Source organism: Rhizobium sp. PK7-22, from assembly GCF_056530405.1.
Map to the genome: position 1 here is coordinate 353353 of NZ_CP096513.1, position 15382 is coordinate 368734.

Annotated in this window: 15 protein-coding genes and 1 pseudogene; 5 read left to right on the plus strand and 11 right to left on the minus strand. The window is 61.9% G+C overall.

Going from position 1 to position 15382, the window contains the following annotated elements; translation table 11 throughout:
• Positions 1-175: 175 nt before the first annotated feature.
• Positions 176-766, minus strand: a complete 591-nt coding sequence (locus M1E10_RS01835; protein ID WP_499173310.1) for an SH3 domain-containing protein — start codon at positions 764-766, stop codon at positions 176-178.
• Between the two features lie 346 nt (positions 767-1112).
• Here M1E10_RS01835 and M1E10_RS01840 point away from each other — a divergent pair, with 346 nt between their 5' ends.
• Positions 1113-1772, plus strand: a complete 660-nt coding sequence (locus M1E10_RS01840; RefSeq protein WP_499173311.1) for a hypothetical protein — start codon at positions 1113-1115, stop codon at positions 1770-1772.
• On the opposite strand, the gene M1E10_RS01845 is transcribed toward M1E10_RS01840, so the two are convergent.
• From M1E10_RS01845 to M1E10_RS01855, 3 genes are all read right to left on the minus strand, one after another.
• Positions 1737-2414: a transcriptional regulator gene (locus M1E10_RS01845; protein WP_499173439.1), complete on the minus strand. Its 678-nt coding sequence runs from the start codon at positions 2412-2414 to the stop codon at positions 1737-1739. The two genes, M1E10_RS01840 and M1E10_RS01845, sit on opposite strands and share 36 nt — an antisense overlap.
• Positions 2408-3811: a sensor histidine kinase gene (locus tag M1E10_RS01850; RefSeq protein WP_499173312.1), complete on the minus strand. Its 1404-nt coding sequence runs from the start codon at positions 3809-3811 to the stop codon at positions 2408-2410. The genes M1E10_RS01845 and M1E10_RS01850 overlap by 7 nt, the downstream gene beginning before the upstream one ends.
• A gap of 469 nt (positions 3812-4280) precedes the next feature.
• Positions 4281-5237 carry a FecR domain-containing protein gene (locus M1E10_RS01855; protein WP_499173313.1) on the minus strand — a complete coding sequence of 319 codons (957 nt, stop codon included), beginning with the start codon at positions 5235-5237 and terminating at the stop codon, positions 4281-4283.
• A gap of 428 nt (positions 5238-5665) precedes the next feature.
• Here M1E10_RS01855 and M1E10_RS01860 point away from each other — a divergent pair, with 428 nt between their 5' ends.
• Positions 5666-5986: a hypothetical protein gene (locus M1E10_RS01860; RefSeq protein WP_499173314.1), complete on the plus strand. Its 321-nt coding sequence runs from the start codon at positions 5666-5668 to the stop codon at positions 5984-5986.
• Between the two features lie 13 nt (positions 5987-5999).
• A complete protein-coding gene (gene ligD, locus M1E10_RS01865; RefSeq protein ID WP_499173315.1) occupies positions 6000-8651 on the plus strand; it encodes a DNA ligase D in 2652 nt (883 codons plus the stop codon).
• Between the two features lie 51 nt (positions 8652-8702).
• On the opposite strand, the pseudogene M1E10_RS01870 reads toward ligD, so the two are convergent.
• A pseudogene (locus tag M1E10_RS01870) lies at positions 8703-9904 on the minus strand (MFS transporter).
• Positions 9905-10260: 356 nt separating this feature from the next.
• Here M1E10_RS01870 and M1E10_RS01875 point away from each other — a divergent pair.
• On the plus strand, positions 10261-10728 hold the full coding sequence (locus M1E10_RS01875; protein ID WP_499173316.1) for a BA14K family protein: 468 nt from the start codon (positions 10261-10263) through the stop codon (positions 10726-10728).
• A gap of 336 nt (positions 10729-11064) precedes the next feature.
• Here the strand turns inward: M1E10_RS01875 and M1E10_RS01880 are convergent, their stop codons facing one another.
• The 4 genes from M1E10_RS01880 to M1E10_RS01895 all read right to left on the minus strand — a co-directional run bounded on the left by M1E10_RS01880 (position 11065) and on the right by M1E10_RS01895 (position 12712).
• Positions 11065-11226 (minus strand): hypothetical protein, encoded by a 162-nt coding sequence (locus tag M1E10_RS01880; RefSeq protein WP_499173317.1) that lies wholly within the window; start codon positions 11224-11226, stop codon positions 11065-11067.
• Positions 11227-11632: 406 nt separating this feature from the next.
• Positions 11633-11821, minus strand: a complete 189-nt coding sequence (locus M1E10_RS01885) for a hypothetical protein (protein WP_499173318.1) — start codon at positions 11819-11821, stop codon at positions 11633-11635.
• A 184-nt stretch (positions 11822-12005) separates the two neighbouring features.
• Entirely contained in the window at positions 12006-12137 is a 132-nt protein-coding gene (locus tag M1E10_RS01890; protein ID WP_499173319.1) for a hypothetical protein, read from the minus strand.
• Between the two features lie 158 nt (positions 12138-12295).
• A complete protein-coding gene (locus tag M1E10_RS01895; RefSeq protein ID WP_499173320.1) occupies positions 12296-12712 on the minus strand; it encodes a cupin domain-containing protein in 417 nt (138 codons plus the stop codon).
• A gap of 569 nt (positions 12713-13281) precedes the next feature.
• On the opposite strand from M1E10_RS01895, the gene M1E10_RS01900 reads away from it, so the two are divergent.
• The gene (locus M1E10_RS01900) at positions 13282-13719 is read left to right on the plus strand and encodes a hypothetical protein (RefSeq protein WP_499173321.1); all 438 of its coding nucleotides are present in this window, start codon (positions 13282-13284) and stop codon (positions 13717-13719) included.
• On the opposite strand, the gene M1E10_RS01905 is transcribed toward M1E10_RS01900, so the two are convergent.
• Both M1E10_RS01905 and M1E10_RS01910 read right to left on the minus strand, forming a co-directional pair.
• Positions 13716-14474: an SOS response-associated peptidase gene (locus tag M1E10_RS01905; RefSeq protein WP_499173322.1), complete on the minus strand. Its 759-nt coding sequence runs from the start codon at positions 14472-14474 to the stop codon at positions 13716-13718. The two genes, M1E10_RS01900 and M1E10_RS01905, sit on opposite strands and share 4 nt — an antisense overlap.
• 550 nt (positions 14475-15024) lie before the next feature.
• Positions 15025-15309, minus strand: a complete 285-nt coding sequence (locus M1E10_RS01910) for a hypothetical protein (protein WP_499173323.1) — start codon at positions 15307-15309, stop codon at positions 15025-15027.
• Between the last annotated feature and the right edge of the window lie 73 nt (positions 15310-15382).

A 15382-nucleotide genomic window follows, 5' to 3' on the forward strand; every position in this document is an offset into this window, starting at 1 on the left:
ACGCAAAAACGGCCGGGTGATGAGCGCCGCAAGCGAGCCCTCATCACGGCGGAGTGGTGTTGGATCAGGTCGTCAGGATTCTATAGTAGGCAGACCGCACAATGACCCCAGGATCTGGCCGCGTCTGGTGCTGAAGCTTCTGTCAGCTCCCGGCACCATCGTAGCGATCACACTCTCATCTCCAGTCCCGACGATCCCAGCCACCGCGATCCCAATCGTCGCGATCCCAGTCGTCGCGATCGCGGTGTCTGCGGTGGCGGTCCCAGTCACCTCGATCTCGATCTCTGCGGTCACGGTCCCAGTCACGCCGGTCCCAGTCTCTGCGGTCGCGATCCCAGCCACCGCGGTCGTGACCATGGCCACCTCTATCCCAGCGATCCCGGTCGCGGTAGAAGTCACGGCCGCGATAGTGGCGATCCCAGTAGTTTCCGGCTTCGAAGGTCACCGACGGAATTCCGAGCGGACGGTAATACTGCGGTCCGACATGGACGCGCCGCTGCTGGTAAGCGGCCTGAACATGATTGCCAGACACCCAGCCGCGTCCGCCGTAGAAGCCAACGTCACACCAGTTGACGCTACTCATGCAGCCATAGATGGTGACCGTCGAGCCCACCGGGATGACGGTGACCGCGGGATAGGCCGTGCTCGGCCCCGAACGCATATTGACGTTTGCAGTCGAGAACCCGCTCACCGCTGCATCGGCGATCGATGGAACTGCGACGAGCGCACACAGGGCGGCAGCAGCACTTAGCAGATAATTTTTCACGTCTTTTCCTCCTGCGAAACCCGCAACTGGCATTGGAGCTGTAGATTTCGCTCAAATGTTGACGCCTGCCATTGTCTCCAATGGCCCTGAACCTCCATGAACGGAGGCGGCCTGGCGTTTGGCTTGTCGTGTTGACGATGAAGACAAGCAGCGTCCGTTGACATCAAGCTGGACGGAATGGCCTGAAACCGTGAGCATCCATAAAGCCAATGCCTTTCTTTTAACGCCTTACCAGCTTAGATGGCAGCAGACATCATGCCGGTATTGGCCGCAGCCCGCGCACTGCATCTAAAGCCGTCGCTCCGGCTAAGGCTGGGCGTGCCTGTGCACAGATGAGGTAGGAGCCATGAAGACGACGCGTCGACTGCTGATCACATGGGCCGCAACTGCCTTTGCGGCTACCTGTCTTGTTCCCATTCGCGTGTCGATTGACGAGGGCCGTCTCGCCGTAACGCCAAGCACGGCTGCTGCGCAAGGCAATGGCGGTGGTAACGGTGAGGGCAATGGCGGAGGAAACGGTGGCGGCAACGGCGGAGGCAATGGCGGCGGCAATGGCGGCGGCAACGATGGTGGCAATGGCGGAGGAAACGGTGGCGGCAACGGCGGAGGCAATGGCGGCGGCAATGGTGGAGGAAACAACGGCGGCAATGGCGGCGGCAACGATGGTGGCAATGGCGGAGGAAACGGTAGCGGCAACGGCGGAGGCAATGGCGGCGGCAATGGTGGAGGAAACAACGGCGGCAATGGCGGCGGCAACAATGGCGGCAATGGCGCAGGTGCCAGCGGCAACGCTGGCGGCAAAAACGGATCCGGGGGTAGCCGCGGCGGCACCGGACGAACGGAAGTGCGCACGAGCGGATCGTCGATCACCGTTCGTCACGGCAATGGCACCGTTGAACGCATTGCTCGCGGCCGCTATGAGATGCGCGACGCCCGCAACCGCCAGATCGTCAATCGGCGGGCGACGGCGTCAGATCGGGCTCGGCTGAGGTCCTTCCGCCGCTAATGGCATTCTGACACCCGCATCGCGCAGGGCCAGTGCCGCCTCGGTGCGGTTCGTCACGCCCAATTTGGTAAAAATCCGTGTCATGTGGTGCTTGATGGTCTTTTCATGAAGATCGAGCGCAATGGCGATCCGCTTGTTGCTGAGGCCGGAAGCCACCAGCTTCAAGACATCCTGCTCTCGCTGCGTCAGATCCGCCAGCGGATGCTTCCTCTCTTCCGCGCCCGACAGGCTGGCCAGAAGCCGGGCTGACAGATTGGGTGCGACATAGGTGTCTCCGGAGGCAACCGTTCGCACCACCTCAGCCAGCGCTTGCGAGCCAATCCCCTTGAGTACATAGCCCTTGGCACCGCGCTTCAATGCCAGTGCCAGGTCCTCGCTGGCTTCCGAGACTGTCAGCATCACGATCTTGGCGGACGGTTGCTTGTCCAGCACGCCCTCAATCGCCTGAAGGCCGCTGCCCGGCATCGAGATATCCATCAGCAGAACATCGGGGGCGACGTCTACGGCGATCGCGATTGCCTCGTCACGGGATGCTCCCTCGGCGACGATCTCGAGCCCTGGACATTCCGACAGGCTGCGGATGACGCCTTCGCGAAACAGCGGATGGTCGTCGACCACGGCGATGCGAATGTTGCTCATGATGTCTGTTCCTCTTCCTCTGCATTGATCGTCATGCGCAAGCGCGTTCCCCGCGACGAGCTCTCAATCGCATAGCTTCCACCGAGACTTTCAATCCGTTCCCTCAGCCCGGCCAGGCCCAATCCTTCGGGTCTGATGTTTTGGACGTCGAAGCCGGGGCCCTGATCCGCCACCTCGACGACGATGGTATCGCCGTCGACGCCTTGCCAGACCTTTTGGCCACGACCCTGGCCGTGCCGAAAGCCGTTATTTAGAGCCTCCTGCACAAAACGGTAGATGCAGATCTTTGCCGAGGGCGAAAGGCCCCGCATTTCCACCGATACCGAGAGCTCGACGTCGGCGCCTGTGCGTTGCCGGTGAGCGCTCACCACCCGCTCCAGCAAATCCGGAAGATCGGCAGCCTCGATGTGGGGAAGAACCAAGCCGCTGCAGATATTGCGGATCTCCTCCATGGCCTCGGCGAGACGGGCCTTGATGCCATCCAGCTCCTGTTCCCGAACGGCCTGAGGCGTATCGGGTGCCACCAATGCAGGGCTGTCGATCCTCAGCGCTGCAAAAGCCACCAGTTGCGCCGGCCCATCGTGGAGGTCGGCGCCCAGCCGTCGCAGGTAGCTTTCATTCAGCGCCGTTGCCCGTTGCGAAGCCCTTTGCGCACGCCCATGCAGCTCCCGGTTCTGGCGCAGGAGATCCGACAGTTCCGCCACCCTTTGCGTCAATGCCGCCTGTTGCTGCTCGATGGTCCGGCTCCCCCGCAAGACGATGGCCGAAAGTGACAGGAAGAAGATGGAGATAACCGCAGCGACCGAAAACCAACTCCATAGCCGAGCCTGCGCGAGACTGTGCTCGAAGCCTTCGGCCACCTCATAAAACTCGGAGACAGCGACAACCTCGCCCGACCAGGGCTGCAGGATCGGATTGTAGATCTCCAGAAGCGGCCGACCGAGCGCCCGTTCAGCAGTGCTCTCCTCGTCATCGGGCACCTCGAACTCAGCCACCAACGTCCCGGAGAAGGCTCTTTGGAGGCTGTCGCTCGGACCGAAGGTCTTGCCGATCAGGCTTTTGTCTGTGGCATAGAGGATCGTTCCATCTGCGCGCCACAGGCGAAACGACATCACCCGCCCTCCGAGCGCACCCTGCCCAAAGGTCTCATCCAGCGTGCGGCTGGCAAGATCGTCGAGAACATCCGTCGTTTGCAGATCGGGCAGCAAAGGTGCGATCACGCTGTCGACATACATGGCGGTGGTGGCGGCGGAATTGCGCGTGACGGCATCTTCGATCAGCGTGGTGACCAGCGCACCAACGATCAGCATCGCCGCCAGAGAGACCACGCCGCCGGCCAGCAGGAACTGCCGCGCCAACGACTGATTGTGCCAACGCTTGAGAAATTCAGACAATCGCACTTCACCGGTTTCTGTTTTCGAGGGTCGGTATCGCGCGGCAGCCTTTTGTCGTCAATGGCAGGTTTGCCGCCCTCGTCGCGGCTCCAGATCTGGCCGTGGCGGAGCAAGACTGTCCTTGGCTGAAGAGTGGAGACGTCTTACGGGTAATCAACAGGCCGTTCAGCGAGGCGCCTTTGTCGGGCCGTTGCGACGTGACCAGGCTTTGAAACGCTTGCTCTGGATCGTCACCCGCGCGACGGGCTGCCGATCCCTGTCTCGTAGCTCCACCTGCGCCTGCGGCCAAGATCGTCGCCGCTCAGACAAGGGGATACGGGCTGGGTCCACGATCTCGGCTGCAGCGACCGCCAAAGCAGCCGGCGCTGCGGCGTCTTTGCCTGGAAAAGACGGGAAGACCCACCTGTCGCAACCTGCGCCGCTCGGGCAAGGCTTGTCCTGCAGGGCAGAAGGTGCATCCCAGATTACAAGACGCCTAATCTCGGTCGGGGTTTCCGCCGTTGCCGAGGCCGTTGCCGTTATTGCCTTTGCCGTTGCCGCCGCCATTGCCACGGCCGTTGCCCTTGCCGCCATCGTTGTCGTTGCCGCCGGAATTCCCATTGCCGTTTCCGTCGTTGCCGCCGCCAGCTCCCTGGCCGTTTCCGATCCCATTGTTCCCGGCGAGGGCTCGCTGGTGGTCGTTATCACCGCTTTCGCTACTCTCGCCGCTCACGCCGCTGGAGCTGGCATCGCCACTTGTGCTTGCGGCCGCTTGATCGCCAGGCGAGCTCAGGCCGAGGCCGGCACCGACCGGGGCCTGCTGCCCCACCGCCGGCACCGATGCCTGTACCGGCTCGACCGCAAAAACCGAGGGCGGCTCGGCGATGCCCGCGACCGACATGGTTTGAGCCTGGTCTACGGTGACCTGCTGACCGGGTCCGACGTTGGTACTCTGGCCGCCGGTGAAGGATGAAACCTGGACCAGCCCCTCATCGACGGAAACCGACGCGGCCTGCGCGGTGACAGTCACCGTAAACGTCGTCCCTTTTACCACGGCGGCAAGAAACGGGGTATGGACATAGGTGTGTGGCCTGCTCCGCTTCTCGATGTTGAGGGCGATTTCACCCTTCTGCTGAACGACCTCGGTCTTGCGGGACGAAAGCCCCACGCTGGTGATGACTGCCGCAAGCGTGTTGGGGCTGAGCGAAATGCTTTCCTCGCCGCGCATCAAGGTCGCTCTTCCGCGCGGACCGGTCGACATCCAAGCTTTGCTGGGAACAACAGTCCCGACCTCTACAGCCTCCCATGTCTTTTTGTCGAGGGTGTAGCTTACCTGCTTCGTCGTCTTTGAGACCGTCCAGTCCTGCGCGAGCACAGCCGCGGGAGCAAACGCAATGAGGCAGAGAAGGACGAGGCGCAGACGGCAAGCGACAGAAGACATTGTGACCCCCATGATAGATCGCTAAATTAGGCTGTCCGCCTTAAGAAAGGGCTCGCGCCAAAGGTCAAATCTTAAGGATTTGATCCCTTGCGACGCAGCACTTGAGCTCCGCCAGTTGGGGCACAGACATAATCGCATCGTCGCCTCTCATTGATCCCGCGGCATCTCTTCATCCCTGCCGCTACAGCTCCTCAAAGGCTTGGTTGACGCCCGTGCTGTTCTCTTCGCCGTGGAGTTCGATCCAGAGCGTCATCAAAGCTGGTCTGTGCTCATCGCCGCGGACGAAGGCCGTCTGGCGACCGTGGAACGCCCATGCACGGCTGGGTCGTCAGGCCGGACTCCCTGTCCTGATCCTGGCATTACGCTTGGTATCGATAGCCGTGAAGCCTGGAACATTTGCTTCCGATATCGCTTCAGTACCCGAAACAGGAGCGTGCGACATGTCCGACGACAGCGTTCAGACCATCACCGCAAGATTTCCGACCCGTGAGGCTGCAGATCTTGCCATAGAACACCTGACCCAGGAGCACGGGATCGATCGATCGGACATTTTCGTGCAAGCGGTCGGCGCGGCAAACACGGTCGGAACAGCACCTTCGGGGAGTGACGCGCCCTCGGGTCGCGACGACGACCGGGCTGCCCGCACCGACGGTGCGCTCGAGGGCGGGCTTGAGGTCTCAGCTGATGTGACCCAAGAGCAATATGCCAAGGCTCGGGCTGTCTTTGACGAGCTTGGTGGCCGCCAGGACACGCAAGACTGAGGCGAACGCTGCCATGGCTGACAAACTCTCCACCTACCGCTCCAAGCGCGACTTCGGGAAAACCAAGGAGCCGAGTGGCGAGGCGCCCGTCAAGCCGTCGCCGCGGCCACGCTTCGTCATCCAGAAGCATGCCGCGACACGCCTGCACTATGACCTTCGCCTTGAGCTCGATGGCGTCTTCAAGTCCTGGGCGGTGACGAAGGGCCCGTCGCTTGACCCGCACGACAAGCGCCTGGCGGTGGAGGTCGAAGATCATCCTCTCGACTACGGCGACTTCGAGGGCACCATACCCAAGGGCGAGTATGGCGGCGGAACCGTGATGCTGTGGGACCGCGGCTATTGGGCACCGGAAGGCGACAAATCAGCAGAACAGGCGTTGGAGAAGGGCGACTTCAAGTTCGTCCTGCACGGGCAACGGCTGCACGGAAGCTTCGTGCTGGTGCGCATGCGCCACGACCGCGAACGCGAGCGATCCAAGCGCACGAACTGGCTGCTCATCAAACACCGCGACGATTTCAGCCTGGATGCCAATGGCGCATCGATCCTGGATGAACACCCCACCTCCGTCGCCTCGGGCCGGACAATGGAGGCCATTGCGGCGGGCACAGGCCGCAAGCCGAAGCCGTTCATGATGGTCGGCCAAGAGGTCGGCGCAGCCGCCGTATGGGACAGCCATCACGGATTGGCGGCTGATCAAAGGCGAAAGACCAAGGCGTCGATCACCGGGACTTCGGCGCCGTCCAATTTGCCCGATTTCATAGCGCCGCAGCTGTGCCAAACGCGTCCGCGGCCACCTTCAGACAGCGGCTGGCTGCACGAGATCAAGTTCGATGGCTACCGCATACAGCTGCGTTGCATCGGCGGTGAGGTGACGCTCAAGACCCGCAGGGGCCTCGACTGGACCCACAGGTATCCGGAGCTGGCAAAAGCCGCATCCGGGCTTGCCGACTGCATCCTCGACGGCGAGATCTGCGCGCTGGATGACCAGGGTGCCCCCGATTTTGCTGCCCTGCAAGCTGCGCTGTCTAAGGGCAAGACCGCAGAACTCGTCTATTTTGCCTTCGATCTTGTTTTTGAAGGCGGTCGCGACCTTCGCGAACAAGGGCTTGTCGAGCGCAAACAACGGCTGCAGTCGCTGCTGCAGGGCGCTGGCGACGACCCGCGCTTGCGTTATGTCGAACATTTCGAAACCGGCGGCGATGCGGTGCTGAAATCGGCTTGCAGGCTGTCGCTGGAAGGCATCGTGTCCAAACGGGCAGACGCCCCCTACCGCTCGGGCCGGACCGAGAGCTGGACAAAGTCGAAATGCCGCGCCGGTCATGAGGTGGTGATCGGCGGCTATGCCACCACCAACGGTAGGTTCCGCTCGCTGCTGGTCGGCGTCTATCGCGGCGATCACTTCGTTCACGTCGGCCGCGTCGCAACGGGCTTCGGGGCGGGCAAGGCGCAGACGCTGGAGGCCCGGCTTGGGCAGATTGCGACGCGCAAATCACCGTTCACCGGGATCGGTGCGCCGAAAGCTTCTTCCGACATTCACTGGGTGAAGCCAGAACTGGTGGCGGAGATCGAATTTGCCGGTTGGACAGCGGACGGCCAGGTGCGTCAGGCCGCGTTCAAGGGGCTGCGCGACGATAAGCCGGCCGCCGAGATCGAGGTTGAACCAGCAGCGAGCCCCGACCGGCAGACGCCGCGGCCGGCCAAACCGCCAACCAAGGGGGCCGTTGCGCCGCGCCGCAAGGGCGCCAAGGCTCACGTCATGGGGGTGCTGATCTCCAGCCCTGACAAGCCGCTGTGGCCGCAAGATGCCCACCACGACGGACCGGTGACGAAGGAAGATCTTGCGCGCTATTACGAAGCCGTCGGCGACTGGCTGCTGCCACACATCAGGGGGCGCCCCTGCTCGATCATCCGTCTTCCCGACGGCATCGGTGGCCAGCAGTTCTTCCAGCGTCATGCCATGCCAGGCACCTCCAATCTCCTGGAGCTCGTCAAGGTGGTCGGGGACAGGAAGCCCTATCTTCAGATCGACCGCGTCGAGGGTCTGGCGGCGGTGGCCCAGGTGGCGGCAATGGAGCTGCATCCCTGGAACTGCCAGCCACATCAACCGGAAATCCCCGGGCGCCTGGTGTTCGACCTTGATCCCGGACCCGACCTTGCATTTTCCGCCGTGGTCACGGCCGCGCGCGAACTGCGCGAGCGCTTGGAGGCGCTCGGCCTGTTGAGCTTCTGCAAGACCACCGGCGGCAAAGGTCTGCATGTCGTCACCCCGCTTGCGCCAGATCCGCGCAAGGGGCTCACATGGGCTGAAGCCAAGACATTTGCCCATCAGGTTTGCCTGCAGATGGCGGCAGACAGTCCCAAGCTTTACCTGACGAAAATGTCAAAGAGCCTGCGCAACGGACGGATTTTCCTGGACTACCTTCGCAACGACCGTATGGCGACGGCTGTCGCACCCCTGTCGCCACGGGCAAGGCCGGGCGCGCCGGTCTCGATGCCGCTGACATGGACGCAGGTCAAATCCGATCTTGATCCGATGCGCTTTACGATCGCAACGGTGCCGCGGCTGCTGGTCAGGAGCAAAGCCTGGCAGGACTATTGCGACGGCGAGAGGGATCTTGCCGAGGCCATCAGGCGACTGGGTGCGGCAAGCAAGCACGCCGCCTAGGGGGCGCTTGGCAAGATCCGTGTTGCAAGCCTTGTGTCTTCTGGCACCTGGTCACCCCGCCCGTAGCATCCTGCTGCTTGGCAACAGGATCGTCAAAAGCCCCAGCGCCGGAAGCACCGAGCAGATGGTGTAGACCGTTTCGATCCCGTGCCGGTCGGCCAGCACCCCCAAAAATGCAGCGGCAATTCCGCCCATGCCAAAGGCAAAGCCGAAGAAGATGCCGGCGATCATGCCGACCCGCCCCGGCACCAGTTCCTGCGCCATGACGATAATGGCAGGAAAGGAAGATGCCATCACGAACCCGATGATGCCGGACAAGACGATTACAACCGGCAAGGACGCAAACGGCATCGCCAGGGTAAAGGGCAGGACGCCGAGGATCGAAAACCAGATCACCACCTTGGAGCCAAAACGATCACCAATCGGCCCGCCGACCAGCAGCCCTGCGGCGGAGGCGCCGAGGAAGACAAACAGCATGATCTGCGACTGCTGGACACTTACGCCAAAGCGCTCGATCACGAAGAAAGTGTAATAGCTGCCGATGCTTGCCATATAGATGTTCTTGGAGAACGTGAGGATGACAAGCACCGTCAGAGCGGTGAGAACGACGCGGCGCGGCAGTCCGTGCCCCTCCTGCTGCCGCTTGCGCCCGGCATTGGCGAGCATATGAGCCTTGTACCAGCGTGCAACGCGGCTGAGGATGATGATGCGAGCATCGCCGCCATCGAGAACCATGCCACGCTGCCCTGGCCTTGCGGGACGATAATGAACGCTGCCAGCAAGGGTCCGAGGGCCTGGCCAAGGTTACCACCAACCTGGAAAATCGATTGCGCAAAGCCATAGCGGCCTCCAGCGGCCAGTCGGGCCACCCGCGAGGATTCAGGATGGAAGACGGCCGATCCGACGCCGACAAGCGCGGCGGCAACCACCAGCATACCGTAGGAACTGGCGCTGGCGAGCACAAAGAGACCGATGAACGTCGAGCCCATGCCAAAGGGCAGGGAGTACGGAAAGGGCTTCTTGTCGGTGATCATGCCGATCACCGGCTGCAGCAGCGACGCGGTACACTGAAACGCCAGCGTCAACATGCCGATCTGCCAGAAGTCGAGATTGTAATCCGCCTTCAGCATCGGGTAGATCGCCGCGATCATCGATTGCATAATGTCGTTGAGCATATGACAGAAGCTGACCGCGAGAATAATCGGCAGGATCGTCGTCTCGGCAGCTGCGGGTCTTGCCACTGCTTCAGCCATTGCTTCCTCCAAACATGATCCCACGCCCGCCCATTGCGGTCATACTGCTGATCTGACTGACCTGTCACGTCAGCTATGGGCATCACAGTACGCCCCGGTAAAAAAATTTTCGACCAGCGGCCCAGCCTGCGTCGGACTGACAGGGCTGTGGCCAGAGCGTGTAAGGCCCATGGTCGAATGCTTTCGATCCCTGTCATTCATAACCTGCGCGATCTTGGCGATGCAAAGCTGGCGCAGAACCGTGGCGGTGCCGGCTGCACATCGTTTTTTCGACAACAAGAAGGTGCATTAAGCGCCCATGCTCTACTATTGCGAGAAAAGATCCCCATGTCAGTCTCCTGACAATGGAGATCCACATGAACAAGCTGGCAATTCTTGCGATATCATTGGTGACGGGTTTCAGCAGCTTTGCTCCGGCTCACGCCTTACCCGCTGCGACAGTCACCGTGCAGCCGGGCGTCGCCGACATTCAGCCGGTGCAATATCGCGACTATGACCGCAGGTATGATCGTCGGGACTATGCTCGCCGAGACCATGACAGGCGCGACCGTTACAGCGAACGGCGCCACTATGAGGATCGTCATGACCGGCGTCGCCATGACAACCGGCGCCACCGCAACGACGCAGGAGCCATTCTCGGCGGACTTGCCGTCGGGGCGATCATCGGCGGCGCCATTGCCAGCCAGCCCGGCCGAGCCGAGTCCATGCCGAACCAACACATCCAGTGGTGCATGGACCGGTATAGGAGCTACCGACCTTCTGACGATACCTATGTGCCGCGCGCCGGCGTAAGGGCGTACTGCAACTCGCCGTATGGCCGCTAAAACGGCTTCGAGCGCAAACCTGTCGGCAACGACGGGGTTTGTTCGTAGCTGCTCACGCTTGGGGAGAAACGTTGGGCGGCCTTGCTGCCGCCCCTCGTCGACCAGATCTCAGTCGAACCGGTGCTTGGGCACCCGCTGTCGGCTTCGGTAGCACGCTCGAGCAATAGCTGGCCAAGGCTGACAAGGGCCGACCGTCTCTATCGTGCCAGCCTCAGCCCTCACGAGGGACGAGGAAACGACCACCATTCTTGGTAGGGTGCGGCCTGGCCCTCGAGAGGGCCCCCCGGGGTCATCTGCACGACGGCTGCTTGCCGCGTTGAACCGGCGCCCGCCGCGTTATGCAGCGATCCGTCGCGCCGCCTTGTCGGCTGCTTTGCGGTCACTACCGTGTTCAGCAATGATCTTTTCTGCCTCTTCCACCGAAATCCGGTGCTTCTTTGCCAGCGTCTTGGGCTCGTAGGATTGCGCGGACGCGGCGGCGTCTTGTGGTTGTGTCATGATGATTTCCTTGATTTTGGGGCCACTTTACGGGGCACGGGCCTGTGGCCGGTAGGTCTCATATGGGGATGCGCGCAGTCGACCACAACCCGATTTCGTCTGCAGCATCGAGTGGGTGACGTCGCTGCGTAGCTGCCGGCACATCAAAGGCGAGCATGCCGTCCTATCGCTTGATCAGCAGGCTGACCGTCGCCGCAAGCGGCGGCGCGAAATCAACACGGCAAGGGAGAGCGGATGTTGACCGACGCTGGGAGCGCTGAAGGCGACAGGGGGCCGATCACAATCATCCGGTGAACACTCAGTGCATCGACCCGCACCGGAGCGGCGCATTCGAGCGCGGCGATGCCCGTGCCTCGTCGCCGCCAGTCACCAAGCCTCTGCGGACGCCGCTACCGCGCCATCACCGTCAGGCGTCTGCGACAATCACGGTGATGATGCCGCTGCCACGACAATCGGGACAGGTTTCGCGGCCCAGCTTGCCGGTGCCGGCGCAGGCGGGGCAAATGCCTTCTGCAGACTGTGGCGAGCCGGGCTCGGTTTCGTCGCCAGGCAGCATCTTCGAGCTGTCGTTGTTGGGTCGGTCACGATCTGTCATTCCCAGCCTCCAGCGCTACGCGTGCGCAAGTCTACACCGAAGTTGCAGCGTTCGCACGTGGATCTTGGGGCTGATGACGCAAGCAGTCCGCTTTCGCTAATTACAAGCAAATGGGCCAGTGATGTGCGAGACGACTGCGAACGATAGGACGCAGAGGAGATCCAGCGAGCCAAACGTCGACGTCTCAGGCATAGCCGTGGAAGAAATCGACCACCGCCTGCCATGCCTCAAGCAAGAGTGCAGGATCGTCCCAGATCGTCCATGCGCCGACAGCCAGCGCAACCAGAAGCGCCAGCACGAACAGTTTTCGCACCACGGCGAAGATGAACCACAGGACCAGGGCGGCAACCAGGCCGGTGATGATAAGCGAGTAGTCTGGAATGTCAGTCTCCTGAATGCGGTGAGCGCCATCATCACATCGCCGCCTCAGGGCGGCTTTTTGATGGCCAGAGACGTGTCATCCCGATGGACGCATCAGGGCGCGCGCTGCGGCGGGAGGGCAGGGTACTGCTCGCTGCTCACAGGTTCCAGCCATTCCGCACTGCCGCCGTCCAGCGCCTCATGGATTGCGATGTGGGTCAGTCCCGTATCCGGGCCGGCTCCATGCCAATGCTTCTCACCTGGAGCTAACCAGACGGAATCGCCGGCATGGATCGTCTGGATCGGCTCACCATCCTTCTGGATGAGGCCGCAGCCAGCGATGAGGTGCAACGTCTGTCCCAGAGGGTGCCTATGCCAGTTCGTCCGGGCGCCGGGGTCAAACCGAACGATGACGGACCGGACCCGCGCCGGCGCCTGTGCCTCAACGATCGGATCCTGCCAGACCGACCCGGTGAAATACTGTGACGGCGCACGTTGTGACGGTACCGAGCCGCTGCGTCGAATATCCATTGTTCTGTTCCTGTCTGAGTGCGCGGACGCCTCGGTTGCCGGTCGTCGACAACAGGTAAGCGTTCCGGAACAAGACGTGCATCCTAGAGAATGGCTCAGGTTTTGGAAGCGATGATTGGCAGCTGCCAGCGGTCCAGCGAGGTAGGGGTCGCTGTAAGGCGTGGAGCGCGCAGGCTCAGGCCCCGCAGGTCATCAGGGCGCCGCTGCGGCTGCACCGTCGTGAGCGGAAAGACCGTCGGCGCTGGCGCTCCACATCATCCTTCGCCCTTAATTGGCCACGGCTGGGCAAGACCATAAGAGCTGGGCGACGTCCCGGTTGTGGTCCAACATGACCAGGTCGCAGGTGGCCTAACGTTCCATCGCCTTGCCGGTGCGGTGAAGCTGATACCCTGTGGTCGTCGGTTCCTCCAGACGAGCGGGCTCTGCTCCCGATCGATCAGTCACCGCCACACGCGCCACCAGCTATCTCTGGCATATCAACCGTCCAGCATCCGCTGTTCGGCACCGCGCTCCCAGCCCGTGTCGTCGTCGATCCGACAGGTCACCCTACCAGGCAGCTCTTGCGCCAAATGTTTGGATTTCTTTCAGGCCAACCGGGAGGCCAACTGCTGCTCTTCGCGCAGACCATTTTCATAGAGGCCGACGATCGTCGCGGCCATGTCTTGTGCGTCCCGGCTTGCCTTGGGCAGATCTTTGCGATCGCAGACACGGTCAAACACCCGCTGCAGCATCTGGAGCTCGCCAGGAGAAATGTGGGCTGGCCGGTTCCCGTTATCTTCATCGCGCACCCCTTTGACCGTCCGATGACCGATCCTTCAAACCATTGTGCAAGAGCTGCTCCGCAACTCCCGCAACACCGGGATCAGCGCCGTGGTCTTGCATCGCTGAAAAGGACGTTAGCAGCTATCATCGACCATTGCGCCACGGACCTTGGTCTGAAGCTGGCCGCTTCGGTCGAAGCCCCGCTTGATATTGCGACCTACGCCGTGGGAACACTAGGCACCTAGAGCAGCGACCCCTGAACCGCTGGCTGGTTGTCTGCCTGCTGCTCGACCTTTGCCAGAAGCACCAGTTCTTTGTCCGGAAAAGGCCGCTGCAGCGATTGGGCTATGGTCCACGGCGCCGAAAGCCAGACCTCCACCTCGGCCTCGCCACGGAGAATGACCGGCATTGCCTTGGGGTGAATCGGACCGACCACGGCGTTGGGCTCGGTGGTCAGGAAGGCGAACAGGTCGCAGGTGATCATGCCTTCCTTGATCTTTCGAACAGATTGCCAGTTCGGCACCCAGAAGCCTGCAAAGAACATCAACGGCTCGCTATCGCCGCCGGCAAACCAGGCGTTTGGGGTCCGTTGATCTTCGAACTTGCTTGCGGGGTCCGGTTCAGCAAAGCGGGTAAACGGCACCACACAGCGGTTGTCGACGCCGGTCCAGCGCGTCCAGTGTAGGCTTGCGGTGTTGCGGATGTTGGTCGTCCCTCCATCGGGCTCCATCTTGAGCAGCTGCTGGAAATCGACCTCCTTGCCCTTTGCACGAAGCTTGTCGGCGCGCCTCGTGGCGGCTTGGTAAATTGCCTGCTGCGAGCTTGGCATGCCCCAGCGGACACGAGTCAGCTCACGCTCACCGCCGTTATTGCGCACGATGGGTGCCATTTGATCCGGATAGATGTCGAGCGACGGCTCCAGGTTCCCCAGCCGATCGAATGCCTTCGTGACGGCACGAATGGCCTCCTGATTGGTGGTAACGTTGTAGAGATTGCACATCTGTCGGTTATCCTCGTACCGGCTCCGGCCCGTATTGAGCGGTCACCGGCGGGGTTGCCGGCGCCGGCAGGTCGTTGATGAGCCGACGTTGCGTCATCACGAACTTCACCTGCGCGTCGTCGAGCTGGCGGGTCAGGTTCCTCGCATTCCCTTACGCCAACCCGGGATGCTCCCATTCTCGATATCAAACAACACTGTGATGACAGTCAAGGAGTTCCTGGGCTCATGGAAGGTCCGGAGAGGGTAGACGCGACCCGGTGCGCGCTTACGCTTCAGACAGATCTTCCGTTCGTCAAGCAGCGGACCTTCGTGCTCTTGGATCTCGAGCTGATCTGACAGTTGTTGGTGGACGGGTCCACCGGCCCGGTCATCGCGTGCAATCTTGGCAAGGATGGATGCAATATGCGGAGGGAGCCGGAGCGGCTTTCTCGGCGGCAGCCCGTCTCTCTTGTTCGGTTGCCCGACAAGCCATTCTTCTGCCGACGCTCTCGCTTTTGAACGGCGTATCGGTACGCGCCTCGGCATAGGTTGGCGCTTTGCTGGCCCCCGGTCACTCGATTGCCCCAACCTGGGTCATCTGCGTGATCAGCGCCTCGGACAACTTTTGCCGCCTGTTGAACACGGGCAGCAGCAGCTCCAGCGTCACCGGCTTGAGGCCAAGCTCATAGAGAGCGATCGGCGGAAGCATACGAATGTTGTCGTCACCCAGGGCCTGATCCCGGATCAGCTCCTTTCGATGAGCCGCCGCCTCGGTCACAGCTTTTTCCATGGTGGCGCAGTAGCCAAGCAGCTCGTCCGAGCCAGGGACGATCTGGAAAGCAAACAAATGATCCATCATGTCACTCCAGTTGAACAACGGTTGCCAGAGCAGAGCCGGGCACAAGGATGAGGGGAGGGGTTTGCAAGGG

Excerpts from the sequence above, each read along its gene's own strand:
- M1E10_RS01905 (WP_499173322.1), bottom strand. The coding sequence starts at position 14,474 with ATGTGCAATCTCTACAACGTTACCACCAATCAGGAGGCCATTCGTGCC.
- M1E10_RS01855 (WP_499173313.1), bottom strand. The coding sequence starts at position 5,237 with ATGGGGGTCACAATGTCTTCTGTCGCTTGCCGTCTGCGCCTCGTCCTT.
- M1E10_RS01900 (WP_499173321.1), top strand. The coding sequence starts at position 13,282 with ATGTTTGGATTTCTTTCAGGCCAACCGGGAGGCCAACTGCTGCTCTTC.
- M1E10_RS01860 (WP_499173314.1), top strand. The coding sequence starts at position 5,666 with ATGTCCGACGACAGCGTTCAGACCATCACCGCAAGATTTCCGACCCGT.
- M1E10_RS01880 (WP_499173317.1), bottom strand. The coding sequence starts at position 11,226 with ATGACACAACCACAAGACGCCGCCGCGTCCGCGCAATCCTACGAGCCC.
- M1E10_RS01885 (WP_499173318.1), bottom strand. The coding sequence starts at position 11,821 with ATGACAGATCGTGACCGACCCAACAACGACAGCTCGAAGATGCTGCCT.
- M1E10_RS01875 (WP_499173316.1), top strand. The coding sequence starts at position 10,261 with ATGAACAAGCTGGCAATTCTTGCGATATCATTGGTGACGGGTTTCAGC.
- ligD (WP_499173315.1), top strand. The coding sequence starts at position 6,000 with ATGGCTGACAAACTCTCCACCTACCGCTCCAAGCGCGACTTCGGGAAA.
- M1E10_RS01840 (WP_499173311.1), top strand. The coding sequence starts at position 1,113 with ATGAAGACGACGCGTCGACTGCTGATCACATGGGCCGCAACTGCCTTT.
- M1E10_RS01895 (WP_499173320.1), bottom strand. The coding sequence starts at position 12,712 with ATGGATATTCGACGCAGCGGCTCGGTACCGTCACAACGTGCGCCGTCA.
- M1E10_RS01910 (WP_499173323.1), bottom strand. The coding sequence starts at position 15,309 with ATGGATCATTTGTTTGCTTTCCAGATCGTCCCTGGCTCGGACGAGCTG.